At 72.5% G+C, this 22482-nt stretch carries 21 protein-coding genes, 1 pseudogene and 1 riboswitch; of the genes and pseudogenes, 8 read left to right on the forward strand and 14 right to left on the reverse strand.

Translation table 11 applies throughout. The features are described 5' to 3' along the window. Window positions 1-11 precede the first annotated feature (11 nt). Complete coding sequence (locus M4V62_RS32140; protein ID WP_249590694.1) at window positions 12-1109, forward strand: amidohydrolase family protein; 1098 nt, start codon at window positions 12-14, stop codon at window positions 1107-1109. Between the two features lie 383 nt (window positions 1110-1492). After that, the gene (locus M4V62_RS32145; protein ID WP_249590695.1) at window positions 1493-2428 is read left to right on the forward strand and encodes an SCO1860 family LAETG-anchored protein; all 936 of its coding nucleotides are present in this window, start codon (window positions 1493-1495) and stop codon (window positions 2426-2428) included. Window positions 2429-2488: 60 nt separating this feature from the next. Here the strand turns inward: M4V62_RS32145 and cobC are convergent, their stop codons facing one another. The 3 genes and pseudogenes from cobC to M4V62_RS32160 all read right to left on the reverse strand — a co-directional run. Next, complete coding sequence (gene cobC / locus M4V62_RS32150) at window positions 2489-3556, reverse strand: Rv2231c family histidinol phosphate aminotransferase CobC (RefSeq protein WP_249590696.1); 1068 nt, start codon at window positions 3554-3556, stop codon at window positions 2489-2491. After that, on the reverse strand, window positions 3540-4376 hold the full coding sequence (locus M4V62_RS32155) for a sirohydrochlorin chelatase (RefSeq protein ID WP_249590697.1): 837 nt from the start codon (window positions 4374-4376) through the stop codon (window positions 3540-3542). Before M4V62_RS32155 ends, cobC begins: the two co-directional genes overlap by 17 nt. A 74-nt stretch (window positions 4377-4450) precedes the next feature. After that, a pseudogene (locus M4V62_RS32160) lies at window positions 4451-4822 on the reverse strand (cobalamin biosynthesis protein); the annotation flags it as partial. 401 nt (window positions 4823-5223) lie between these two features. On the opposite strand from M4V62_RS32160, the gene M4V62_RS32165 reads away from it, so the two are divergent. Further along, window positions 5224-5955: a ZIP family metal transporter gene (locus M4V62_RS32165; protein ID WP_249590698.1), complete on the forward strand. Its 732-nt coding sequence runs from the start codon at window positions 5224-5226 to the stop codon at window positions 5953-5955. A 64-nt stretch (window positions 5956-6019) separates the two neighbouring features. Here M4V62_RS32165 and M4V62_RS32170 read toward each other — a convergent pair whose 3' ends face one another. The 5 genes from M4V62_RS32170 to M4V62_RS32190 are packed head-to-tail and all read right to left on the reverse strand — an operon-like array spanning window position 6020 to window position 12577. Further along, window positions 6020-7411: a cobyrinic acid a,c-diamide synthase CobB gene (locus M4V62_RS32170; protein ID WP_249590699.1), complete on the reverse strand. Its 1392-nt coding sequence runs from the start codon at window positions 7409-7411 to the stop codon at window positions 6020-6022. Continuing rightward, window positions 7405-8013 carry a cob(I)yrinic acid a,c-diamide adenosyltransferase gene (cobO, locus tag M4V62_RS32175; RefSeq protein WP_249590700.1) on the reverse strand — a complete coding sequence of 203 codons (609 nt, stop codon included), beginning with the start codon at window positions 8011-8013 and terminating at the stop codon, window positions 7405-7407. Before cobO ends, M4V62_RS32170 begins: the two co-directional genes overlap by 7 nt. Further along, complete coding sequence (locus tag M4V62_RS32180; protein ID WP_249590701.1) at window positions 8013-10079, reverse strand: putative cobaltochelatase; 2067 nt, start codon at window positions 10077-10079, stop codon at window positions 8013-8015. The genes cobO and M4V62_RS32180 overlap by 1 nt, the downstream gene beginning before the upstream one ends. A gap of 51 nt (window positions 10080-10130) precedes the next feature. Further along, entirely contained in the window at window positions 10131-11639 is a 1509-nt protein-coding gene (locus M4V62_RS32185; protein WP_249590702.1) for a cobyric acid synthase, read from the reverse strand. After that, window positions 11636-12577, reverse strand: a complete 942-nt coding sequence (locus M4V62_RS32190) for a cobalamin biosynthesis protein (protein ID WP_249590703.1) — start codon at window positions 12575-12577, stop codon at window positions 11636-11638. The genes M4V62_RS32185 and M4V62_RS32190 overlap by 4 nt, the downstream gene beginning before the upstream one ends. A 105-nt stretch (window positions 12578-12682) precedes the next feature. Then, window positions 12683-12816, reverse strand: a riboswitch (cobalamin riboswitch). A gap of 237 nt (window positions 12817-13053) precedes the next feature. Here M4V62_RS32190 and M4V62_RS32195 point away from each other — a divergent pair. Both M4V62_RS32195 and M4V62_RS32200 read left to right on the forward strand, forming a co-directional pair. Next, a complete protein-coding gene (locus tag M4V62_RS32195) occupies window positions 13054-13317 on the forward strand; it encodes a DUF397 domain-containing protein (RefSeq protein ID WP_249590704.1) in 264 nt (87 codons plus the stop codon). Continuing rightward, window positions 13314-13628, forward strand: coding sequence for a hypothetical protein (locus M4V62_RS32200; protein ID WP_249590705.1), 315 nt, complete (start codon window positions 13314-13316; stop codon window positions 13626-13628). Before M4V62_RS32195 ends, M4V62_RS32200 begins: the two co-directional genes overlap by 4 nt. On the opposite strand, the gene M4V62_RS32205 is transcribed toward M4V62_RS32200, so the two are convergent. From M4V62_RS32205 to M4V62_RS32225, 5 genes are all read right to left on the reverse strand, one after another. Beyond that, window positions 13555-14100: a hypothetical protein gene (locus M4V62_RS32205; protein WP_249590706.1), complete on the reverse strand. Its 546-nt coding sequence runs from the start codon at window positions 14098-14100 to the stop codon at window positions 13555-13557. The two genes, M4V62_RS32200 and M4V62_RS32205, sit on opposite strands and share 74 nt — an antisense overlap. A gap of 44 nt (window positions 14101-14144) precedes the next feature. Next, window positions 14145-14999 carry a helix-turn-helix domain-containing protein gene (locus M4V62_RS32210; protein WP_249590707.1) on the reverse strand — a complete coding sequence of 285 codons (855 nt, stop codon included), beginning with the start codon at window positions 14997-14999 and terminating at the stop codon, window positions 14145-14147. A 226-nt stretch (window positions 15000-15225) separates the two neighbouring features. Further along, window positions 15226-15471: a hypothetical protein gene (locus tag M4V62_RS32215; RefSeq protein ID WP_249590708.1), complete on the reverse strand. Its 246-nt coding sequence runs from the start codon at window positions 15469-15471 to the stop codon at window positions 15226-15228. A gap of 12 nt (window positions 15472-15483) precedes the next feature. Next, entirely contained in the window at window positions 15484-16758 is a 1275-nt protein-coding gene (locus M4V62_RS32220) for an inorganic phosphate transporter (protein ID WP_249590709.1), read from the reverse strand. A gap of 191 nt (window positions 16759-16949) precedes the next feature. Next, entirely contained in the window at window positions 16950-17690 is a 741-nt protein-coding gene (locus tag M4V62_RS32225; RefSeq protein ID WP_249590710.1) for a lysozyme, read from the reverse strand. Between the two features lie 212 nt (window positions 17691-17902). Here M4V62_RS32225 and M4V62_RS32230 point away from each other — a divergent pair, with 212 nt between their 5' ends. The 3 genes from M4V62_RS32230 to M4V62_RS32240 all read left to right on the forward strand — a co-directional run bounded on the left by M4V62_RS32230 (window position 17903) and on the right by M4V62_RS32240 (window position 21384). Then, window positions 17903-18571, forward strand: a complete 669-nt coding sequence (locus M4V62_RS32230; protein WP_249590711.1) for a class II aldolase/adducin family protein — start codon at window positions 17903-17905, stop codon at window positions 18569-18571. A 115-nt stretch (window positions 18572-18686) separates the two neighbouring features. Then, window positions 18687-19823 carry an alpha/beta hydrolase gene (locus M4V62_RS32235; protein ID WP_249590712.1) on the forward strand — a complete coding sequence of 379 codons (1137 nt, stop codon included), beginning with the start codon at window positions 18687-18689 and terminating at the stop codon, window positions 19821-19823. 88 nt (window positions 19824-19911) lie between these two features. Further along, entirely contained in the window at window positions 19912-21384 is a 1473-nt protein-coding gene (locus M4V62_RS32240; RefSeq protein ID WP_249590713.1) for a hypothetical protein, read from the forward strand. Window positions 21385-21388: 4 nt separating this feature from the next. On the opposite strand, the gene ypfJ is transcribed toward M4V62_RS32240, so the two are convergent. Next, the gene (gene ypfJ, locus M4V62_RS32245; protein WP_249590714.1) at window positions 21389-22279 is read right to left on the reverse strand and encodes a KPN_02809 family neutral zinc metallopeptidase; all 891 of its coding nucleotides are present in this window, start codon (window positions 22277-22279) and stop codon (window positions 21389-21391) included. Window positions 22280-22482 lie beyond the last annotated feature (203 nt).

The raw sequence follows: 22482 nt of genomic DNA on the forward strand, positions 1-22482 counted from the left end.
AGCTGCTGCACATGAGCGATCACAGCCGTCACACGGTGCTGCACGTGAAGGGTCGGGTGCTGGTCGGCCCGGACGAGGTCCGGGACGAATTGTGGGTGGTCGGGGGCAGGGTGACGTACGACCGCCCGGCGGCGGCGCCGGACGTCACGATCGACGGCTGGACGCTCCCCGGCCTGGTCGACGCGCACTGCCACGTGGGCCTGGACGCGCACGGCCCGGTGGACGCGGCCACGGCGGAGAAGCAGGCGCTGACCGACCGCGAGATCGGCGCGCTCCTGATCCGGGACGCGGGCTCGCCGTCGGACACCCGCTGGATCGACGACCGCGAGGACCTCCCGAAGATCATCCGGGCGGGCCGCCACATCGCGCGCACACGCCGCTACATCCGCAACTACGCCCACGAGATCGAGCCCTCCGACCTCGTCGCGTACGTCGCCCAGGAGGCGAGGCGCGGCGACGGCTGGGTCAAGCTGGTCGGCGACTGGATCGACCGCGACGCGGGAGACCTGACGGCGTGCTGGCCACGGGCCGAGGTGGAGGCGGCGATCGCCGAGGCGCACCGCCTGGGCGCGCGGGTCACGGCGCACTGCTTCGCCGAGGATTCGCTGCGGGACCTGGTGGAGGCGGGCATCGACTGCATCGAGCACGCCACGGGCCTGACCGAGGAGACCATCCCGCTCTTCGCCGAGCGGGGCGTCGCGATCGTCCCGACGCTGGTGAACATCGCGACGTTCCCGCAGCTGGCCGACGGCGGCGAGTCGAAGTTCCCGAAGTGGTCACGGCACATGCGCCGCCTGTACGAGCGCCGCTACGACACGGTGCGGGCCGCGTACGACGCGGGGGTGCCCGTGTACGCCGGCACGGACGCGGGAGGCTCGCTGGCCCACGGCCTGGTCGCCGCAGAGGTGGCCGAGCTGAGGCTGGCAGGAATCCCGGCACGGGACGCGCTTTCGGCGACCACGTGGGGAGCGAGGTCCTGGCTGGGGCGCCCCGGCTTGGTGGAGGGAGCACCGGCGGACCTGGTGGTGTACGGGGCCGATCCGCGCCAGGACGTGGGGGAGTTGGGGAACCCGCGGAGGGTGGTCCTGAACGGGAGGGTGGTGGGGTAGCCCACCTCCGTCGTGTTCCTGAGGCACCCCCGCGACGACCGCACCGGACACATGCGCCGCTGCGGGGACTCACATTGACGGAGCGTTACGCGCGAGGCCTCTGTTTCGTTGGGCATCATTCGGCCATGAGCCGGGCGGCAAGCGATGTGTTCGAGCCACGGAGTTGCTCGGGGGGCTGGTGGGAACGTCCGTGCCGGAGGATTCGAAAGCAGGGGCGGAAACCTCCCTTTGGAGTGAACTCACGCTTCGTCGCTGGCTATTCACTCTCAGTGCGTAAAGATTCCCCCTGTCGATGTTGCCGGTGCCGCGCTCAAGCGATGTCCCCATCCAGCGAAGCGCGGCGCTTTTGGCGGCTCCGTAACTCTTGTGGGGGTTCCACCACCTTGAACAGCAATGCCTTCCGCCTGCCCGCACGCCGCCTCGGTGTGATCGCCACCGCCACGGCCCTCGTCGCGGGACCCGCGGCGCTCGCCACCGCGGGCCCCGCCTCGGCCACGGGCGGGGACAAGGGCCGCGCGAACGCCGTCGTGCTGCGCACCGGGCTCGACGTGTCCCTGCTCAACAAGACCCTGAACGTCCCGCTCCGGGTCTCGCTCAACGAAGTGCAGGCGCCGGCGAGCGCCGAGAAGACCGCGCTCACCGCCAGGCTGGACGGCGTCAACGGCGGCCAGGCGTTCAGCGTGCTGCGGGCGGACGTGGCCACCGCGAAGGCGACCGTCGAGGAGGGGAAGGCGGAGGGGTACAGCAACATCGCGCGGGCCAAGGTGCATGTGCCCGGCCTGCCCCTGCTGTCCCTGATCGAGGTCGAGCAGGTGACGTCCAAGGCGGTCTGCGCGGCGGGTAAGCGGCCGGTCGCCGAGGCGAATCTGCTGGGCGGCGTGACGGTGCTCGGCAAGAAGGTCACGCTGTCGGCGGGGGGCCCGACCCAGGTGGCGGTGCCGGGGGTCGGAGAGGTGCGGCTCGACCTGTCGAAGACGCACACGACATCGCGTACGGCGGCGGCGTCCGCCCTGGAGCTGAAGGTGTCCGTGAACCCGCTGAAGCTGAATGTCGCCGAGGTGGAGGGCACGCTGACGCTCGCGGGTGCGTCGTGCGAGACGCCGGCGGCGGCCGCCAAGCCGGAGCCCTCGCCCCCGGTGAAGCCGCAGGGAGGCGCGGGGGAGAAGCCGGTGGACGCGAAGCCGGAGAAGCCCGCCGAGGCGAACCTCGCCGAGACCGGCGGGAACTGGGCCACTCCGTACCTGCTGGGTGGCGGAGTGCTGTTGCTCGCCGGGGGCGGGGCAGCGGTCCTCATGGCCCGGCGGGTGCGCAGGGGCTGAGTCCTTCAGCGGGTTCCCGGGGAGAGGCGGTGTTGGGGCGAGGCTGGGGAGAGGGAATTCTCAGCCCTCCACCAGCGCCGCCCTCAACGCCCCCAGCAACCGATCCGTCGTTCCCCGGTCCCGCACCGCCACCCGGAGCCACTCGTCCCCGAGGCCCGGGAACGTGTCCCCGCGCCGCAAGGCGAAGCCCCGCTCCCGCAGGCGTTCGCGGAGAGCCGGGGCCTCGGGGGCCCGGAGCAGGATGAAGGAACCCTCGGCGTCCTCCACGGCCCGCACTCCGCAGGGGGTGAACTCCCTCAGCCCACGCAGGAGATAGGTCCGGTCGGCGGCGATCCGCAGCGCGGCCTCGGACGCCTCGGCCAGCGCCGCAGGCGTCACGCAGGCCTCCGCCGCCGCGAGGGCAGGCGAGGACACCGGCCACAAGGGCTGCGCCGCTGCCAGCGTCTCGATCGTCTCCGGGTCGGACAGGACGTAACCGATCCGCAGCCCCGCGAGGCCCCAGGTCTTGGTCAGGCTCCGCAGCACCACGAGCCCCGGTACGTCCGTACGGCCCGCCAGCGCCTCCCGCTCGCCGGGCACCGCGTCCATGAACGCCTCGTCCACCACCAACACCCGCCCGGGGCCGGCGAGTTCGGCGATCGAGGCGGCCGGGTGCAGGACCGACGTCGGGTTCGTCGGGTTGCCGATCACGACCAGGTCGGCTTCCTCCGGAACGGTCGCCCCCGCGAGGCGGAACCCGTTCTCCTCCCGGAGCAGGACCCGCCCCACCATGTGCCCCGCGTCCCGCAGCGCAGCCTCCGGCTCGGTGAACTGCGGGTGCACCACAACGGGCTGACGCACCTTCAGGGCGCGCGCGAGGAGCACGAACGCCTCCGCCGCGCCCGACGTCAGCAGTACCCGCTCCGGCGCCACGCCGTGCCGGGCCGCCACCGCCGCCCGCGCCGCCCTGCCGTCCGGATACGCGGCGAGGCCGTCGAGCGATGCGGCGATGTGCCGCTTCAGCCAGGCGGGCGGGGTGTCCGCGCGGACGTTCACCGCGAGGTCGGTGAGGCCGGCGGTGTCCCGGACCTCGGCATCCCCGTGATGCCGCAGGTCAGGCCCGCCGTCGTGGTCAGTGTGCGGACGCATGGGTGACGTCACCGCCGGCCGCCTCCCGGTAGCGCTCCATGACGAGGTCGAGCAGTTCCTCCTCGGGGCCGATCACGTCCGCCGGGAGCACCTCGACCTCGGGGTGCGCCGCCGCCCAGCCCTCCGTCTGCTGGAGGAGCCGCTCCGGCAGGGCGCCGGTGAAGAGGAAGTAGGGCAGGACCACGATCCGCCGCGCGCCCAGGAGCACACAGCGATCCAGGCCCGACGGCACGTCCGGCGCCGCGAGCGACACGAACGCCGTCTCCACACCCGCGTAACCGCGCCCCTCCCACAGCAGCCGGGCCGCCCTGTGGACCTCGGCGTTGGCCTCCGGGTCGGTCGAACCGGGGGCCACGAGCAGGACCGTGACGTCCGCGCGGTCCTGGGGCGTGCGGGCCGGGCCGCCGAGCGCCTCGTCGAGGCGGCGGCCGAGGACCTTCAGGAGAGAGGGGTGCGGGCCCAAGGGGCGGCCGCAGACGTACGAGGTGCCGGGGTGGCGTTCTTTCTCGCGGGCGAGCGCCTCGGGGATGCCGCCTTTGGCGTGCTGGGCGTGCTGGGCGTGCTGGGCGTGCCTGGCGTGATCGGCGTGTTCGGCGGGCACCAGCGTCAGCGGGACGGCCGCGATACGTTTCGCGCCCTGCCCGACGAGGTCGCTGACCGCGTCTCCCAGCGGCGGGGGCGACGGTTCGACGAAGCCGCCGGCGACCGGGAGTCCGGGGTTGCGGCGGGCGAGCTCCTGCACGAAGTCCCGGAAGGCGGCCGCCCCGGCCTCGTCCCGGGTGCCGTGGCCGGCGATGAGCAGTGCGGGCGGGGTGGTCACTCGGACTCCTTGATTGCTGTGCCTGTTCCGTTCAGATCCTGAGGAGGCGCCGACGTGAGCGGCGCCTGGTACGAGCGGCGCACGACCGCGCAGGTCGCCATGGACGCCCGGCCTTCCGGCGCCGACTTCCGCTTCGGCACGACGAGTTCACCGCCGCCGAGCAGCAGTGCGGCGGCCTCCGCCACCGAGGGCGTACCCACGGCGGAGAGCGGTGCGGCGGAGGGGTTGGGCACGTCGACACCGGCCAACTGGTCGGCCGTGTACGTCACGACCGGCACCCCGAGCCGCGCCGCCGCCCCGACGACTCCGGGTTCCGCGGCCTTCGTGTCGACGGTCGCCAGCGCGGTGACGGAGGCGGGGGAGATCCCCGCGTCCCGCAGGGTGTCTTCGACGAGTCCGACGACTTCCTCGGCGGGCACCCCTTTGCCCGCACCGACGCCCACCACGAAGTCCTCCACGAAGTCCGCCGCAAAGTCCGCCACGAAGCCCTCCTCGTGCCCGCCCGGCGACGAGACGCCGGGCCGGATGTCCAGTTCGGCGGGCCCGAACCGCTCGGCGAACGCCCGTACGATCCCGAAGGACCCGGGGTCCCCGGAGGCGGGCACGACGACACCGCTGCCCTCCGCCGCCCCGCCCGCCCCAGGCAGCAATCGAGCCGCTTCGATGCGCCGCCCGGCCCCCACGACGAGCCCCGCGGCGCGCAACGCGTCGATGGCCGATGCGTCGAGCGGCGCCCCCGTCCCCGTACCGATGGCAGTGATCATGAGGCGGCCTCCGGCCCTTCGGCAGCGGCGGCGCGCCCGATGTGGATGTGCGGGGCAGGGGGTGAATCGGCTAGCAAGGGCGCATGGCGGTGTTCGTGGCGCTCGGCGCCTTTGTGATGACTCTGGTGGGCGGCTGGACGGCCCAGCGGGTCACTGACCGGCGCCACCTCGTCCTCGGGCTCGCGGGCGGCCTGATGCTCGGCGTGGTCGGCCTCGACCTGCTGCCGGAGGCGCTGGAGGCGGCGGGCGGCCCGGTCTTCGGCGTACCCGCCGCGCTGCTCCTGTTCGTCGCGGGCTTCCTCACCGCGCACCTGGTGGAGCACCTCCTCGCGGGGCGCCACGCGGCCCACGGGGCGGACGAGCACACGAACGGCCGAGTCCCGCAGGTGGGCCTCACGGCCGCCGCCGCGATGGTCGGCCACAGCGCCATGGACGGCGTCGCCATCGGCGCCGCCTTCCAGGTGGGCGGCGGCATGGGCGTCGCGGTGGCCGTCGCGGTCATCGCCCATGACTTCGCGGACGGGTTCAACACGTACACGCTCACCAGCCTGTACGGGAACGCCCGCCGCAAGGCCCTCGCGATGCTCTTCGCGGACGCGGTGGCCCCGGTGGCGGGCGCGGCGTCGACGCTCCTGTTCACCATTCCGGAGCAACTTCTCGGCGGATATCTCGGCTTCTTCGGCGGCGCGCTGCTCTACCTGGCCGCCGCGGAGATCCTGCCGGAGGCCCACCACGAGCACCCGGCGCGCTCGACGCTGCTGTGCACGGTGGCGGGGGCGGCCTTCATCTGGCTGGTGGTGGGCATCGCGGAGTGAGGCCACGGCGTGCACCGCGGTCACGACGCCCCGTCCCGCGGCCCGGCCCCCACCGGCCCCCTGCTCATCCCCCGCACCTCTCCACGAACCGCCGGGCGACACCGGGTTCGGCGGCCCAGTGCGTGTGCAGATAGCTCGCGTGCACACCCTGCTGCACGAAGCCTTCGACGCGTCGTTCCGGCGAGTGCAGACCCCAGGCGGGAGCCGCACCGGCGCCCGGTTCGACGACGGTGCGGTGGAACTCGTGCCCGCGCATCCGGGTCCCGACGGCCGCGAGCGGACTGCTCGACACGGCGACGGCCTCGCGATACCCGAGGGTGAGCCGCTCGGACATCCGCGAGCGGGCGTCGAGCACGCCGCACATGGGCTTCCCGTCCAACTCCCGGGTCAGGTAGAGGAGTCCGGCACACTCGGCGGCGACGGGCGCCCCGCTCAGGGCCAGCTCGGCGACGATCTTCCGCAGCGGTTCGTTGGCGGAGAGCTCGGGCGCGTACACCTCGGGGAACCCGCCGCCGATGATCAGCCCCGCGGTACCGGGCGGCAGTTCCTCGTCGTGCAGCGGGTCGAAGGTCACGACGTCGGCGCCCGCGGCGGTGAGCAGCTCGGCGTGCTCGGCGTAGGAGAAGGAGAAGGCGGCCCCACCGGCGACGGCGACGACCGGCCGACGGCCGTTGCCGTCGCCCTTGAGCCCGTCCGGTGGACCCGCAAGCCCCTCCGGCGTTCCCGGAGCCTCCGCACCCGGATCCCACGTCTCACCGGTCATCGCGGGCGCACTGCGCGCCAGCGCGAGGATCGCGTCGAGGTCGCAGCCCTCCCGCACCCGGGAGGCCAGCGCGGCCACAGACTCGACGGCCTCGGCCTGCCGCTCGGCCACCGGGACGAGCCCCAGATGCCGCGAGGGAGCCTTGACCTGCTGCACCCGCCCCAGCGCGCCGAGGACCGGCACCCCGGACTCCTCCAGGGCGTCCCGCAGCAACTCCTCGTGGCGCGCGGACCCCACCTTGTTGAGGATCACGCCCCCGATCCGCACCTGGGGATCCCAGGACGCGAAGCCGTGCACGAGCGCGGCGACCGAGCGGGACTGGGAGGACGCGTCGACGACCAGGACCACCGGCGCCCGGAGCAGCTTCGACACATGCGCGGTGGAAGCGAGCTCACCCTGCCCGGAGGCCCCGTCGAACATCCCCATGACGCCCTCGACCACGGCGAGATCGCATCCGCGGGACCCGTGGTTGAACAGCGGCGCCACCATCCCGGGCCCGCACAGATACGCGTCGAGATTGCGCCCCGGGCGCCCCGTGGCCAGCGCGTGATACCCGGGATCGATGTAGTCGGGCCCCACCTTGTGCGGGGACACCGCGAGCCCGGCCTCCGAGAACGCGGCCATCAGACCCGTGGCCACGGTCGTCTTGCCGCACCCGGAAGACGGCGCGGCAACGACAAGCCGAGCTACCACTCGATGCCCCTCTGGCCCTTCTGACCGGCGTCCATCGGGTGCTTGACCTTGGACATGTCGGTGACGAGATCGGCGAATTCGACCAGGGCCTCGGGTGCGTAGCGCCCGGTGATGACGACGTGCTGGTGCCCGGGACGATTCCGGAGAACCTCGACCACCTCGTCCACGTCGATCCACCCCCAGTGCAGGAGATAGGCGAACTCGTCGAGCACGTACAGCTGGTACGTCTCGGCGGCGAGGTCACGCTTGACCTGCTCCCACCCCTCGCGGGCCTTGTCCTCGTGGCTCGGCTCGCCCTCGGCGGGCGCGCGCTGGATCCACGACCAGCCCTCGCCCATCTTGTTCCAGGTGACGGACCCGCCCTCGTCGGACGCCCCGAGCACCTTGAGGGCGTTCTCCTCGCCGACCTTCCACTTCGCCGACTTCACGAACTGGAAGACCCCGATGGGCCACCCCTGATTCCACGCCCGCAGCGCCATCCCGAACGCGGCGGTGGACTTTCCCTTGCCGATCCCGGTGTGCACCATCACCAGCGGACGGTTGCGCCGCTGACGCGTGGTCAGCCCGTCGTCCGGCACCACGTTCGGCTGTCCCTGAGGCATCAGGCCACGCTCCTCATACGAGTTCCAGTTACGTCCTTGACGAGCCCGGCGATGGACTCCGCCCGCAGTTCGTCCAGCGTCACGACGGTCCCGCCGAGCTCGCCCGCGAGCTGCCCCGCGAGCCCGAGCCGCACGTGCCCCGACTCGCAGTCGACGACCACGGAAGCGATCCCCGCGGCCCCGAAGAGCCGCGCCGCACGCCCCGCCCTGGCCACCGGCTCCACGCCTCCCGTGGCCCGGCCGTCCGTGACGACCACGACCAGCGGACGCCGCGCCGGGTCCCGCAGCCGCTCGACCCGCAGCACGTCGTGCGCCTTGAGCAGCCCGGCGGCGACCGGCGTACGCCCGCCCGTGGGCAGCGTCTCCAGGCGAGCGGCGGCCGCGTCGACGGAAGAGGTGGGCGGCAGCGCCACCTCGGCGTCGGACCCCCGGAAGGTGACGAGCCCGACCTTGTCCCGCCGCTGGTAGGCGTCGAGCAGCAGCGAGAGCACTGCTCCCTTCACGGCGCTCATCCGCTGCCGCGCGGCCATGGACCCGGAGGCGTCCACGACGAAGAGCACGAGGTTGCCCTCACGCCCCTCGCGCGTCGCCTGCCGCAGATCGTCCCGCCGCACGACGAGCCCCCGCCCCGAGCGCCCGCGCGCCCGCTGGTGCGGGGCGGCCGCCTGCACGGTCGCCGCCAGGTGCAGCTTGGTGAGCGCCCCTTGCGGCCGCCGGGCCCCGGTGGTCCGCCCGTGCTCGGTCCGCGCCCGGGAGCGCCGCCCCGCGGCACCCTCGCCGAGGCCGGGCACGGTCAGCATCTTCGTGCGGAACGGCTCGGAGGCTTGCACGGGCTGCTGCTCACCGCCACCGGCCGGGGCCTGCGCGGGGACCTGGGCGGGGGAGGAGTCGTCGTCCTGCCCGGTCCGGCGGTCGTCGGCGGGCGCGTCGGAGGCGTCGGACGTGTCAGGGGTGTCCGGGGCGTCGGGGCCGCCCTGGGGCGGCTGCCCGCCCCCGCCGGGACCGTCGCCGTCGGGCTCGGGGTCGTCGTCCCCGTCGCCCCCGGTGTCACTGCCGTCACCGGCCTGCTCCAGCGTGTCGTCGAGCTTGTCCTCGTCGAGCCCCGGAGCGTCGAAGGGGTTGCGCCGACGCCGGTGCGGAAGGGCGAGGAGAGCGGCCTGGCGCACATCCTCGGCGAGCACGTCGCTGCGCCCCGCCCAGGCGGCGAGCGCCGTCGCGGTGCGCGCCATCACGATGTCCGCGCGCATCCCGTCGACCTCGAAGGCCGCGCAGGTGGCGGCGATCTGCCGCAACGCCCCGTCACCGAGCCGGACTTGGGGGAGCAGCGCGCGCGCCGCGACGATCCGCTCCCGCAGCGCGGTCTCGTCGTCGTGCCACCGCGCGGCGAAGCCTTCGGCGTCGTCGTCGTACGCGAGCCGCCGCCGTACGACCTCGACCCGCTGATCGGTCTCGCGGGACGCGGCGACCTCGACGGTCAGCCCGAACCGGTCGAGCAACTGCGGGCGCAGTTCGCCCTCTTCGGGGTTCATGGTGCCCACGAGCAGGAACCGCGCGGCGTGCCGCACGGACACGCCCTCACGCTCCACGTACGAGGCGCCCATGGCGGCGGCGTCGAGCAGCAGGTCGACCAAGTGGTCGTGCAGCAGGTTGACTTCGTCGACGTAGAGGATGCCGCGGTGGGCGTCGGCGAGCAGGCCGGGCTCGAAGGCCTTCACGCCCTCGGACAGCGCCCGCTCGATGTCGAGCGCACCGACCAGACGGTCCTCGGAGGCGCCGACGGGCAGCTCGACCATCCGCGCGTCGCGCACGGCGGCCCCGCCCGCGTCGTGCGGTCCGTCCGGGCAGGCCGGGTCGGGGGCGGCCGGATCGCAGGAGAAGCGGCACCCGGCGACGACGGGCACCTGCGGAAGAAGGGCGGAAAGGGCCCGCACGGCGGTGGACTTGGCGGTCCCCTTCTCCCCGCGCACGAGCACGCCGCCGACGGCGGGCGAGACGGCGTTGAGCAGCAGGGCGAGCCGCAGGTCGTCCTGCCCGACGAGAGCGGTGAACGGATAGGGGGTACTCACAAGGCCTCCATTACGTGATGCGGGGCGGGGCAGGGGACAGCGGCAGGAGGGTCATGAGGGTGCCCCCGGTGGGATGAAGGGGAGGCCGGGCGGGGCGCCGGTCTCGATCAGACGGAACAGGGCGTCGGTGTCCGCGTGTTCCTCGATCAGGTCACCGAGCAGGTCGAGCTGCTCCTCGCGTAGCGCGCCGAAGCTGGTGTCGGGCGCGGGCACGAAGCGGCGCCCGGCGGCCCGCGCGACCTCGGTGAGGAAGCGGCGCCGGAACGCGTCGCTCTCCAGCGACCCGTGCCAGTGCGTGCCCCACACCTCGCCGACCCGGCAGCCGTCCAAGAAGGGCTCTCCGCCCAGGACTTGGGCGACGCCGTGGTGGATCTCGTACCCCTCGACGGGTTCTCCGAGGGCCTCGCCGACCGGCCGCGCGAGGGTCTTCTCGCGCTCGAAGCGCACGCGCACGGGCAGCAGCCCGAGCCCGTCCACGGCTCCGGCCCGCGACTCGACGTCGTCCTCGATGTGCTCGCCGAGCACCTGGAAGCCACCGCAGATCCCGAGCACGGGACGCCCCTCGGCGGCGCGCCGCGCGATGGCGTCCGCGAGGCCGCGCTCGCGCAGCCACTGAAGGGCGCGCACCGTCCCGCGCGTCCCCGGCACGACCACCAGATCGGCGTCGACGAGCTCGTCGGCCCGGTCCACGAACCGCACGACGACGCCGGGTTCGGCGGCCAGCGCGTCCACGTCCGTGAAGTTCGACATCAGCGGCACGGCACAGACGGCGACCCGCAGCACGTCCTCGCCGACCGGGGGAGCGACGACGGACTCCCTGACGGCGCCCCGCAGGGACACCCGCAGGCCGTCCTCCTCGTCGATGCCGAGGCCGTGCTGGAACGGCAGCACACCGAACGTACGCCGTCCGGTGAGTTCGAGAAGCATGTCGAGCCCGGGTTCGAGCAGCGAGACGTCGCCCCGGAACTTGTTGACGAGATACCCGGCGACCAGCTCCTGGTCCTGGGCGCCGAGCAGCGCGGTCGTCCCGAAGAAGGAGGCGAAGACGCCACCGCGGTCGATGTCTCCCACCACGACCACGGGGAAGCGGGCGGCTCTCGCGATCCCCATGTTCACGATGTCCGTACGCCGCAGATTGATCTCGGCGGGGCTGCCCGCGCCTTCGCAGATCACGGCGTCATAGCTGCCCCGAAGTTCCTCCAGGCATCCCACGACGGTGGAGAGCAGCGCTTCCTGCCGCCCGCCGTGGTAGCCCCGCGCGGTCATCTCGCCCACGGGCTTGCCCATCAGGACGACCTGGCTGCTGCGGTCGCTGCCCGGCTTGAGCAGTACGGGGTTCATCAGCGCGCTCGGCTCGACCCGGGCGGCCTGTGCCTGCATGGCCTGGGCGCGCCCGATCTCGGCACCTTCGCGCGTGACGAAGGAGTTGAGGGACATGTTCTGTGCCTTGAAGGGTGCGACGGAGACCCCCTTGCGGGCCAGCCACCGGCAGATCCCGGCGGTGACGACGCTCTTGCCCGCATCGGACGTGGTCCCTGCGACGAGCAGTCCACCACTCATGAGGCCCTGCCTTTCCGTATCGTGCTCACGGCCGCGGCGACCCCCAGGGTCAGCAGCCCCACCCGCCGCGACAGCTTCACGGCCCGCTCGATGTCGGCGACTTCGACGCGACGCCCTTCCCCGTTCAGGACGGGCCGGTGCTCGACACGCCCCGCGTACGAGAGAGTCCCCCCGAGCCGCACGCCCAACGCCCCGGCGAAGGCGGCCTCGACGGGCCCCGCGTTGGGGCTCGGGTGCTTGGCGGCATCGTCACGCCAGGCCCGCAGCGCACCGCGCGGCGAGTCCCCGGCCGCGGCCGCGAGGACGGCGGTGAGCCGGGCACCCGGCCATCCCAGTACGTCGTCCAGGCGGGCACAAGCCCACCCGTAGCGCCGGTACTTCGCGGACTTGTGCCCGACCATGGCGTCCAGCGTGTTCACGGCCCGGAAGCCGACAAGCCCGGGGACCCCGCCCAGAGCCCCCCACACCAAGGCCCCCACCACCGCGTCGGAGGTGTTCTCGGCGACGGACTCGACCACGGCACGCGCGATGCCGTCGGCGTCCAGCGCCTGCGGATCGCGCCCGCACAGATGCGGCAGCCGCTCCCGTGCCACCTCGACGTCCCCGGCGGCGAGCGCCCCGCCGATGGCCCGCGCCTCACGTCCGAGGGAGGTCCCGCCGACCACGGCCCAGGTGCTGGCCGCGGTCAGCGCGACGGATGCGGCGCGGGAGTCACGTACGAGAGAGGAGACCAGGGCGGCGGCACCGGCCGCACCCCCGGCACACACCACGGCATGCAGGGCGCCCCACCCGCGGTGGTCACGCCACAGCACACGCTCGACGGCGCCGGCGGCCCGCCCGAACGCGGCGACCGGGTGCCCGCGACGAGGATCGCCGAGGAACAGATCACCGAGGAGGCCGGCGGCGGCGCCGTACGCGAAGTCGCGATCGGCACGCACCGGTTCAGCCGGCCGGTACGTGGAGGGGAACAGACAGGGGCACAGGAACCGGCAACGGGCGGCCGCGCATGGCGATATGTCCTCACTCAGGGTGTCCGCGCCCTGGTTCGACGTGACCGGCGGGGAGAGTTCCTGGCTTCCGAGGAGCCCGCTCCTCGATGACAGTGGCGGGACCGCGCCGGATTCGCACCGGCTTCCTCTCCTGCCGCCGTAATGGCTCCGGCAGTCCACCACGCCCGCGAACGCCCGTCAACTTGCCGTTGACCTGGGACGGGAGAGTGTGCCGAGGCACACATGGGGCCGGTTTTTCCCTAGGCCTGGAAATTGAACTTTCCTAGACTGGAACGCGACAACCGGAGAGCGGTCCACGAGTGATTCGGTCCGGGTCGTTACGTGGTGTGGTGGTTCTCGGCGGACCTCTCGGCCCTCCGAGATCACGGCGCTATCGTGCATCGGCGTGGGCGGAGCACGCCGACATGGACGCGCGTCGAGCGGCGCCGGCTCTCGGGCAGGGGGAGGTCGGCGTGGCCAAGGAGAAGTCGTCGGGACGGGTGTGGCGCAGGAGCAGTTTCAGCGGGTACTCCGGAGACTGCGTCGAAGTCGCCTTCGAGCGGGAGGCGGTGCTCGTCCGTGATTCGCAGAACCCGTCGGGGCCACGCGTCGTCTTCTCCGGCAAGCGCTGGCAGGCGTTCCTGAACGCTCTTGCCGGCGACGGGGGAGAGGGAGGGGGGACAGGATGACCGAGCATCATCTCGCCGAGGTGCGGCACCTGGTGAGAGGCGGGCACGGGGGGAAGCGCAAGGCATCGGGGATCGTCGTGGTCGTGGCGGGGTGCGTGCTGCTCGGCGCGGCCGCCACCCTGGTCGGTGCGGCGGCTTCGCTGCTGGTCGAGGGCGCGGCCGCCCGTCTTGCCGTCTGGGCCTTCGCGGCCATGGCGGCCGCTGTGTCCATGGGGCTCTGGTGGGGTTCGGCCGAGTTCAGGCAGGATCATCGGCCTCGGCCCTGGGCTCGGGACGCTGGGCAGGAACCACGGCACGGCGGTCGTCGCTGAGCGTGGGCGTCGCCCCTGTCTGCGAGATCAGGTGGGTGAGCTGGCGGCTCAGCGCGATCACGGGGGCCGAGAAGACGGCGATCACCGAGCCGACCGTCCAGAAGCCCGTCATGCCGACGGTGCCCAGGACGACGAGCACTCCGGTGAGCGTCAGCACCAGAACGAGTATGCAGCCGGTGCAGTAGACGATCCTGGTCGTGAACATCCGGAGGTTGTCGTCCGTGCGATGGCGGTCCAGCGTGTCCATCCGGTCCGTGCGGCCCTGGTTGGCCATCGCCTCGCGGACGAGCTGGTTGTAGGTGGGGCCGTCGTCCGGTGTCTGTCCGGGAGAGGCGCTGCCGGTGGCATCGGAGGCCGAGCCGGTGGAAGCCCCACCGGCACCTTGCGCACCACCCGAACCACCGCTTCGCCACGGCGCCTGCCCGATGGCCGTGAGGACCCCGTGCCACCACTCTCGCAACGCGGCTGGCATGTTGAGGCCTCCTCGCTCCTCACGGACTCCTTGGGCCCGAGAGGTCAGCTGCTGTCAATGCCGTCCCTGACCTGACGGATCAGGTCGAGGGCCTTCTCTCCGTCGTGCGCGGTCTCGCGGAGAGACTCGAAGCACTCCTGGTGACGCACGATCAGCTCGTGGTCGTCACGGATCGACTGGTTTCCCTGCGCTTCGAGGTAGAGCAGGTCCTCGTCGTCCAGGAAGCCGAGCAGGATGAAGCTGCTCAGGGTGGAGTAGTGGGCGCCCGCCGTGAACGGCAGCACCTGGAGGGAGACGTGCGGGCGCTCCGAGATGTCGATGAGGCGCTGCAGTTGGGCGCGCTGCACGCGTGGTCCGCCGACCTGCCGGTGCAGTGCGGCCTCGTCGACGACGAAGAACGTCCACGGCGGGTTCTCACCCTCCAGGGCGCGCTCCTGGCGCGCTGTCCGCAGCTCCACGATCTTCCGCGCCTGCCCCTCGTCCAGACGCGGGGTGAGGAGAGCCATCGCGTATTCGTCCGTCTGAAGAAGGCCGGGCACGATGATCGGGTTGTACGTGCGAAAGGATGCGGCGGCGCTCTCGTACCCCAAGTACTGACTGAACTGCGGTCCGATGACGTCGTTGTACTTGGCCCACCAGCTGGGCCCCTTGGAGCCGCGGGCGGCCGCTTCGAGCTCCGCGCCGAGTTCCTGGTCCGTCACGCCGTACTGCTGGAGGAGAGCGCGCAGATCGGTCACGGAGAGGCTGACCGTGCCCTGCTCGATCCTCATGATCTTGGACAGTGACCAGTCGAGGGCTTGGGCGGCTTGGCCCTGTGACTGCTCCGTGGCCTCTCGGGCCTTGCGGAGTGCGATGCGAAGCCTGCGGCGATTCAGGCTCGGGTCGACATCCCTCGACATGGTGGCTCCTCGCTGTCGTGATGGCTGCTGATTCAATGACATAGGGCAGAGAGCCATATGTGCAGCCGACGCTAGCAGACAGCTGAGTAGCAGTATGCCATATGTCACTTCGCCGCATCGCATGCCCTCGTTCGTGTGAATGAGGGGGTGTGCGGACACGTAAAAGCCGGGTGGGACGCACCCATGAGGTGCGTCCCACCCGGCTCTTGTGAGGCCGTGGTCGTCGTCAGGCGACGATCAGGTAGATCCCGTACGCCACAGCCGCCGCGCAGAGTGCGAAGCACACGTACGCGCCCGTGCGTGCCGCCACGGGAGGGCCGCCGGCGGAGGCGGAGGAGGTGGCGCCGGATGTCGCCGCCGCCTCACGCTTGGAGAGGCCGACGATGCCGAGGGTGAAGAGGCCCACCAGGGCCACCGTCACGCCGAGGCTGACTCCGAATACGGAGCCGAGAGCTGCCCAGTCGATGTTCATGGTCAGTTGTCCTTACACCGTGGCGGGCCGGGCGGGGTCCGCCACGGTGCCGGTCGGGGCCGGGATGGTGGCCTTGACGAGGTCGACGTCCGAGGCCGTCACGGCCGAACCGGTGGGCGGCGGGGTGACGGCGGCCATCGCGGTGGTCACGACACCGGCGGGCTCGGCTTCCGAGGCGCCGCGGATCTCGTCGTCGGCCACGTTCGTGTGGTCGACGGCGTTGCGCCGGGACAGCACCCAGATGACGGCGGAGCCGCCGATGAGGAGCGCGGCGGTCGCCGCGACGCCCCAGGGGCCCTGCTTGGTGAGGAACTCCGCGCCCGCGCCGACCAGACCGGCGGCCGGGAGCGTCAGGCCCCACGCGACGAACATGCGGGTCGCCGTGGACCAGCGGACCACGCCGCCCTTGCGGCCGAGGCCCGCGCCCATCACGGCGCCCGAGCAGACCTGGGTGGTGGAGAGCGAGAAGCCGATGTGCGAGGAGGCGAGGATCGCGGTCGCGGCGCTGGTCTGGGCGGCGAAGCCCTGCTGCGGCGCGAGGTCCGTGAGGCCCTTGCCCATGGTGCGGATGATGCGCCAGCCGCCGAGGTAGGTGCCGAGCGCGATGGCGACACCGGCCGAGACGATGACCCACATCGGGGGGTTGGCACCCGGGTTCAGGACGCCGCCGGTGATCAGGGCCAGCGTGATGATGCCCATGGTCTTCTGCGCGTCGTTCGTGCCGTGTGCGAGCGAGACGAGCCCCGCGGAGGCGATCTGACCGGTGCGGTAGCCCTTGGCGGTCGCCTTGGTGTCGGTGTTGCGCCCGATGCGGTACGTCAGGCGCGTGGCCAGCGTCGCGGCGATGCCGGCCACGAGGGGCGCGGCGATCGCGGGGATCAGGATCTTGGTGACGACGGTGCCGCCGTCGATCGACGACCAGCCCATCGACATGACCGCGGCGCCGATGAGGCCACCGAAGAGTGCGTGGGAGGAACTGGAGGGCAGGCCCACCAGCCAGGTCAGGAGATTCCAGAGGATCGCGCCGACCAGGGCCGCGAAGATCACCTCTGTCTTCAGTCCGTCCTCGTTGACGATCCCGCCGGAGATCGTCTTGGCGACCTCGACAGACAGGAAGGCGCCGACGAGATTCAGCACGGCGGACATGGCCACCGCCGTCTTGGGCTTGAGAGCGCCAGTCGAGATGGTGGTCGCCATCGCGTTGGCCGTGTCGTGGAAACCGTTCGTGAAGTCGAACACGAGAGCGGTAACGATCACGATCCCGAGGAGAAGCGTGATGTGTTCCATTTACCCAGGCTTCTGTTGGACGTCAGTGGCAAGTGGAACGTAGGCAACCAGGGTGAACGGAAAGTGAACTGGGTCGGGCCGTGCGGTGACCCGATCCGGGGCACCGCCGCTCCGGTTCCGTCATGGCCCTGACGGAGATCGACCGGAGGGGCGGTGCGAGGCCCGGAATCCGGGCTTCCAAGGGTGCCCGACTACCCCCGGGCGAAGCTCTTCAGCTGGTTCAGCGAGCCGCTGAAGAGATTCTGATCACCCGGCAGTCCGCCGCTGTTGGCGTACTGCCAGATCGTCAGGTACGACCACCCCTTGGGCAGCGCCCCCGGCGTCGACGACCAGCGCGCGAGCCACAGCGCGTGATTCGACCCGAAGGCGCGGCTGCCGCCCGTGCAGTCGTTCCACCACTTGGTGGTCGTGTAGATCACGGGGCGCCGCCCCGTCTGCCGTTTGACCTCGTCGCTGAAGGACTTGATCCAGTTGACCATGCCGGTCCTGCTGACGCCGTAGCACTTCCGTGAGCTGTACGGATTGTGCTCGATGTCCAGCGCGGGCGGCAGCGTCCAGCCGTCCGCCCGCCACCGTCCGCCGTGGTTCATGAAGTACGCGGCCTGCTTCTTGCCGGACGACTTGCCCGGCACGGCGAAGTGGTACGCGCCGCGGATGATGCCCGCGCTGCGGGAGCCGTTGTACTGCTGGGCGAAGTGGGGATTGCGGTACGTGTGGGACTCGGTGGCCTTGACGTAGACGAAGCGCGCGCCCTTGCTCTTCGCCTTCTGCCAGTCGACGTTCTTCTGGTGCGACGAGACGTCGTGTCCCCTCGGCTGGCCCGCCGCCGAAACCGGAATCTCGGAGAGGGCGGCTCCCGCCAGGACCAGAGTCGCTGCTGAGGCCGCGATGACGTGAGCGCGGCGACGGGATGTTCTGTGGTCACGAGCCATATTTCCCCCCGGATGGCGATGTGCGGGACAAATCCCCCGGAGGGTATTGGAAGATCGTTGAATGCCGGTCGACCGCCAGCCATTCGGGGGTGGGGGTGTTTTGCAGCCCTTCACGGCCCTGCGGACTCCACGCCGGACTCCACGCCGACTCCAAGCCGGACTCCAGGGCTCCGCACGGCGGTGCCGCGGCCCGCGGCTGGCAGGATCACGGCATGACGGAGCAGCGGGGCGAAGACCGGCAGGACGCGATGGAGCGGGCGTGGGGCGAGCTGGTGGCGGCGGCCCGCAGGACGGTGGCGGACGGCCTGGTGGTCGGCACCTCGGGCAATGTCTCGGTGCGCGTCGGCGGCACGATCCTGGTCACCCCCAGCGGGGTGCCGTACGACCGGCTGAGACCGCAGGACGCGGTCGGCGTCGACGCGGACGGCCGTCAGCTCTTCGGCGATCTCGCCCCGACGAGCGAACTGCCCATGCACCTGGCCGTCTACCGCACCACGGACGCCGGAGCCGTCGTCCACACCCACGCGGTGCACGCCACCGCGGTCTCCACCCTCGTACCGGAGCTGCCGCCCATCCACTACATGGCGGCCGCGCTCGGCGGCCCGGCCCGCGTCGCCCGGTATGCGCCGTACGACTCCGACGAGTTGGCCGAGAACATGCTCCGGGCCCTCAGGGAGCGCACAGGTTGCCTGCTGCAGAACCACGGAACCGTCACATACGGAGACACTCTGGACCAGGCGTACGACCGCACGGCCCAGCTGGAATGGATGTCCCGCCTCTGGCTGACGGCGAGCGCGATCCCGGGGCACGCCCCCACGCTCCTGTCCGCCGGCCAGCTGAGGGAAGCGGAGGACAGACTGCGGGGCTACGGCCAAGGCTGATACCCCCGGGGCCGCCCGCGGGGATGCGGCACACCGTGGGCCCGCGGACGAAGTGACATCACCCCGCGGGCCCCGCCCACTGGCCGTGGCCACCCGGCGGCCCGACACTGGGCAGGTGCGCCCAGCCAAAGCGACGGCAACGGCCGTCACCGCCGTCACCACCGCCCTCCTGGGCGGCGCAGCCGCCGTCGCCGCGGGCCGGTTCGCCAGCAACGCCGCCCTGAAGGCACCGTCGGGCCGTCCGCTGCCGACCGAGCCCCGCCTCACGGTCCACTCCACGGCCGCGGGCCAGATCACCCTGACCCGCGCCCTCGCGAGCCTGCGCCCCGGCACGTACGGCCTCAGCGGCAGCGGCAGCCATGCGGTGATCGGGCCCGTCCTTGACACCGCGCCGCACGCGGCGGACACCGTCGTACGCCGCCTGGAGCGCGTCACGCACGGCTCCCTCGACCCCAGCGACAAGGTCTGGCTCACCCCGCAGGTCCACATCGGCGACCCGCACGCGGCACTGGACATCGACCACGCGGACGTCGACATCCCCGGGGAACTAGGCGGTCTGCCCGCCTGGTTCGTGCCGGGGGTCCGCGACACCTGGGTGATCACCGTGCACGGCCTCGGCACGACCCGCGAGCACCCCATGGTCGTCATGGACTTCCTGCACCGCCAGCAGTTCCCGGTGCTCGACCTCGCCTACCGCGGCGACCTCGGCGCGCCCCGCTCCCCGGACGGCCTCGGCCACCTCGGCGAGACCGAGTGGCGCGACCTGGACGCGGCCATCCGCTACGCCGTGCGCTACGGCGCCCGGAACGTGATCCTGCACGGCTGGTCCACCGGCGCGGCCATGGCCCTGCACGCCGCCGCGTACTCGGCCCTGCGCGAGAGGATCAGCGGACTCGTCCTCGACTCCCCGGTGCTCAACTGGGAGACCACCCTGCGGGCGCTCGCCGCGGCCCGGCGTACGCCGAGGCCACTCCTGCCGCTCGCGGTGCGCGCCGCCCAGGGGCGTACGGGCCTGCGCGGCGACCGCATCCTGGAGGCCGCCGACCCCGAGGTGCTGGGGGTCCCCACGCTCCTCTTCCACGGCCCCGACGACGTCATCGCCCCCTGGGCGCTTTCCCGTCAACTGGCCGAACGGCGGCCGGAACTGGTCACTCTCCACACCGTTCCGGATGCGCCCCACGGAGCCATGTGGAACGCCGACCCCGCGGGCTATGAAGAGGCGCTGCGGCGCTTCCTCACGCCCCTCATGTAGCGCGCCAAAGCCTCCTGAGGTAGCGCTCCGGAGCCTTGCGAAGGCATTCCGTTTGGGTTTTCGGACCGTCAACAGGAAGACTGCTCCCGTGACGTCCCGTATCCCGCGCGACTCAAGGCTCCGACTCGTCCGCGCTCAGTCCCCCAGGGCCGAGAGGCGAGCGGGGGCGGAGCGCGGCACAGCGCGACCCCTGACCGCCCCCGGCGCAGTGACGCAGCAGCGTGCGCGCCGTCCCGCGCCCCGGCCCCCCGAGGGCACGCCCGCCCCCGGAGAGCTGGCCCGGATGGCGCGCCAAGGCCTCGCCGACGCCGTGACCGTCGCCCGCTGGGCCGACAGGTCCCTGCGTCCGGGACGCAGCCGCCCGGGAGCCCCCGACGCGAACGCGGGCGCGCCCGATGCCCGAGGCGGCAGGGGAACCCTCTTGGCCGAGACCGCCGAACGGGCCGCCGCGGAACTCGCACTGACCCCGGATCAGGTCCGCGCCGACTGGGACACCGCACGCCTGGCAGGCCTCATCGAGGTGCACGGCGACAGCGCGCGCCCCGGCTGGCGGCTGCGTGCCTGGGACCGTGACGACGCCGCCGTGCTGCGCGGCTGGGTCGCCCTCTTCGACGCCTGGTCGCTCACGCACGCGGCATCGCGCGAACTGGCCCCCGCCACCGTGGCCGAGACCGTCGAGGCCATGCCGCAGCTCCTCACCCTCCTTCAGCTCTCCGCGGGCCCCGTGCCCGTGGCGCAGCTCCTGGACCTCCTCGACCAGCGCGTCACGGAACTGCGCACGGAACGCTGCGAGATCCCCTACGGCCCGCAGCCCGAGCCGGTGGACCCGACCGAGACGCCGCCCCTGGCCACCCTCCTGGACTGGGCGCTGCGCGGCCTCGCCGCCGTCGGCGCGCTGACGTACGCGGACGGGCAGGCCACGCTCACGCCGCTCGGCAGCTGGGCGGTCTGGGTCAAGCTGGAGCAGATCTGCGTGGCCGCGCAGAGCCCGGCCGGGAACATCGAGCAGTCCGCCGAGGACATGCTCCGCGGCTGCGCACGCCTGCGCCCGAACGCGGCCCGCTCCGAGTACCGCGCCTGGCTCGCGGCCCGCCCCGTGGGCAGCGCCGTCACCGAGCTCCTGGACGCCGCCCGCGGCGAGGACGCCCTCCTGCGCGGCCTCGCCTTCGAGGCCCTGCGGGTGGTCGGCGCCCCGGCCGAGTCCGAGGTGCGGGCCGTCGTGGACGAGACCCCGCTGCGGCCCTACGCCCTCATCTGGCTGGCGGAACAGGAGGGCGCCGACCCGGAGGACGTCCACCTCGTCCTCACGCGGGACGAGTCGACGTGGCTGTGGGTCGACACCGCCGCGGCGGTCGCCGACCACGGGGAGACCCATCTCCTCATCCGCCACCTGGAGTCCGCGGTGCAGCCCACGGTGCCCGCGCTCCTCGACGAGGTCCGCCGCATCGGCCACCCCCGCACCGTCCAGGTCCTGGTCGCCCTCGCCGCGGCCCACCCCGACCCGGCGCTGGCCAAGGCCGTGCGCCGTGCGGCCTTCCAGGTGCACACCGGAGGGGTGTAGCACCTCACCGGAAGGTGTTGCACTGCCCCATGTCGCCGGTGCGGTAGCCCTGGTAGAACCACTGCTGCCGCTGCTCGGCCGAGCCGTGCGTCCAGGACTCCGGGGTGACCCGGCCCTGGAACTTCTCCTGGATGCGGTCGTCGCCGACCGCGGCCGCCGCGTCCAGGCCCTCGCGGATGTCCGCGTCGTTCAGGCTGGTGATCAGCGGCTTGCCCGTCTTGTCGTCGGGGGTGCGGGTCGCGTGCCGCGCCCAGACGCCCGCGTAGCAGTCGGCCTGCAGCTCGACCTTGACGGCATTGCTGTTCTGGCCCGTACGCCCGTCCTGGGCGCGCTGCAGCGTCCCCATCAGGTTCTGCACGTGGTGGCCGTACTCGTGCGCCACGACGTACGCCTGCGCGAAGGGGCCGCCGCTCGACCCGAACTTCGTCCGCAGCTCGTCGAAGAAGCCCAGGTCCAGATAGACCTTCCGGTCGCCGGGGCAGTAGAACGGGCCGACCGCCGACGTGGCGGCGCCGCACGCCGTGCCCACCCGGCTGGTGAACAGGACGGTCGGGGCGGGGGAGTAGCTCGCCTGCCTGAGCCGGAACTCCGCGCGCCAGTAGTCCTGCACGCTGTTGACCACCGCCACGATGCGGCAGTCCTCCTTGGTGTTCGCGTCCTGCCCCGTACGGCAGCTCTGCTGCACCTGCGCGAGGGACGAGGAGGTGGCGGCGGGCTCCTCGTCGCCGGACGAGAGGCCGAGCTGGTCCGGGCCGACCCCGAAGAACAGCCCCAGGAGCAGCGCGATCAGGCCCGCGATGCCGCCGCCGACCGTCGCCTTGCCGCCGGGAATCCGGCTGCCCCGCACGTCCTGTACCTCGGACGTGTCCAGATCGGCGTCGTCGTCGAACTGCATGGGCGCACCACCCTCTGCCTCGCATCCGGGGCGGAGTGTGGCCGCCCTGTGCCGAGATGTCGGCGCCTTCATCCTGATATGCGCCACCCCGCGCGGCGCCGGACGGGGGTCCGAACGGGGGACCCTCGCCGAACGGCGCGCCGTGTCGCGGCCGCCGCCCGGGGCCGCGCGGTGACGCCACCGCTACGCTCTGCGCCTGTTCG

Source organism: Streptomyces durmitorensis (assembly GCF_023498005.1).
GTDB lineage: Bacteria > Actinomycetota > Actinomycetes > Streptomycetales > Streptomycetaceae > Streptomyces > Streptomyces durmitorensis.

Excerpts from the sequence above, each read along its gene's own strand:
- M4V62_RS32140 (WP_249590694.1), top strand. The coding sequence starts at position 12 with ATGAGCGATCACAGCCGTCACACGGTGCTGCACGTGAAGGGTCGGGTG.
- cobC (WP_249590696.1), bottom strand. The coding sequence starts at position 3,556 with ATGCGTCCGCACACTGACCACGACGGCGGGCCTGACCTGCGGCATCAC.
- M4V62_RS32165 (WP_249590698.1), top strand. The coding sequence starts at position 5,224 with ATGGCGGTGTTCGTGGCGCTCGGCGCCTTTGTGATGACTCTGGTGGGC.
- cobO (WP_249590700.1), bottom strand. The coding sequence starts at position 8,013 with ATGCCTCAGGGACAGCCGAACGTGGTGCCGGACGACGGGCTGACCACG.
- M4V62_RS32185 (WP_249590702.1), bottom strand. The coding sequence starts at position 11,639 with ATGAGTGGTGGACTGCTCGTCGCAGGGACCACGTCCGATGCGGGCAAG.
- M4V62_RS32195 (WP_249590704.1), top strand. The coding sequence starts at position 13,054 with ATGGACGCGCGTCGAGCGGCGCCGGCTCTCGGGCAGGGGGAGGTCGGC.
- M4V62_RS32200 (WP_249590705.1), top strand. The coding sequence starts at position 13,314 with ATGACCGAGCATCATCTCGCCGAGGTGCGGCACCTGGTGAGAGGCGGG.
- M4V62_RS32205 (WP_249590706.1), bottom strand. The coding sequence starts at position 14,100 with ATGCCAGCCGCGTTGCGAGAGTGGTGGCACGGGGTCCTCACGGCCATC.
- M4V62_RS32210 (WP_249590707.1), bottom strand. The coding sequence starts at position 14,999 with ATGTCGAGGGATGTCGACCCGAGCCTGAATCGCCGCAGGCTTCGCATC.
- M4V62_RS32215 (WP_249590708.1), bottom strand. The coding sequence starts at position 15,471 with ATGAACATCGACTGGGCAGCTCTCGGCTCCGTATTCGGAGTCAGCCTC.
- M4V62_RS32220 (WP_249590709.1), bottom strand. The coding sequence starts at position 16,758 with ATGGAACACATCACGCTTCTCCTCGGGATCGTGATCGTTACCGCTCTC.
- M4V62_RS32225 (WP_249590710.1), bottom strand. The coding sequence starts at position 17,690 with ATGGCTCGTGACCACAGAACATCCCGTCGCCGCGCTCACGTCATCGCG.
- M4V62_RS32230 (WP_249590711.1), top strand. The coding sequence starts at position 17,903 with ATGACGGAGCAGCGGGGCGAAGACCGGCAGGACGCGATGGAGCGGGCG.
- ypfJ (WP_249590714.1), bottom strand. The coding sequence starts at position 22,279 with ATGCAGTTCGACGACGACGCCGATCTGGACACGTCCGAGGTACAGGAC.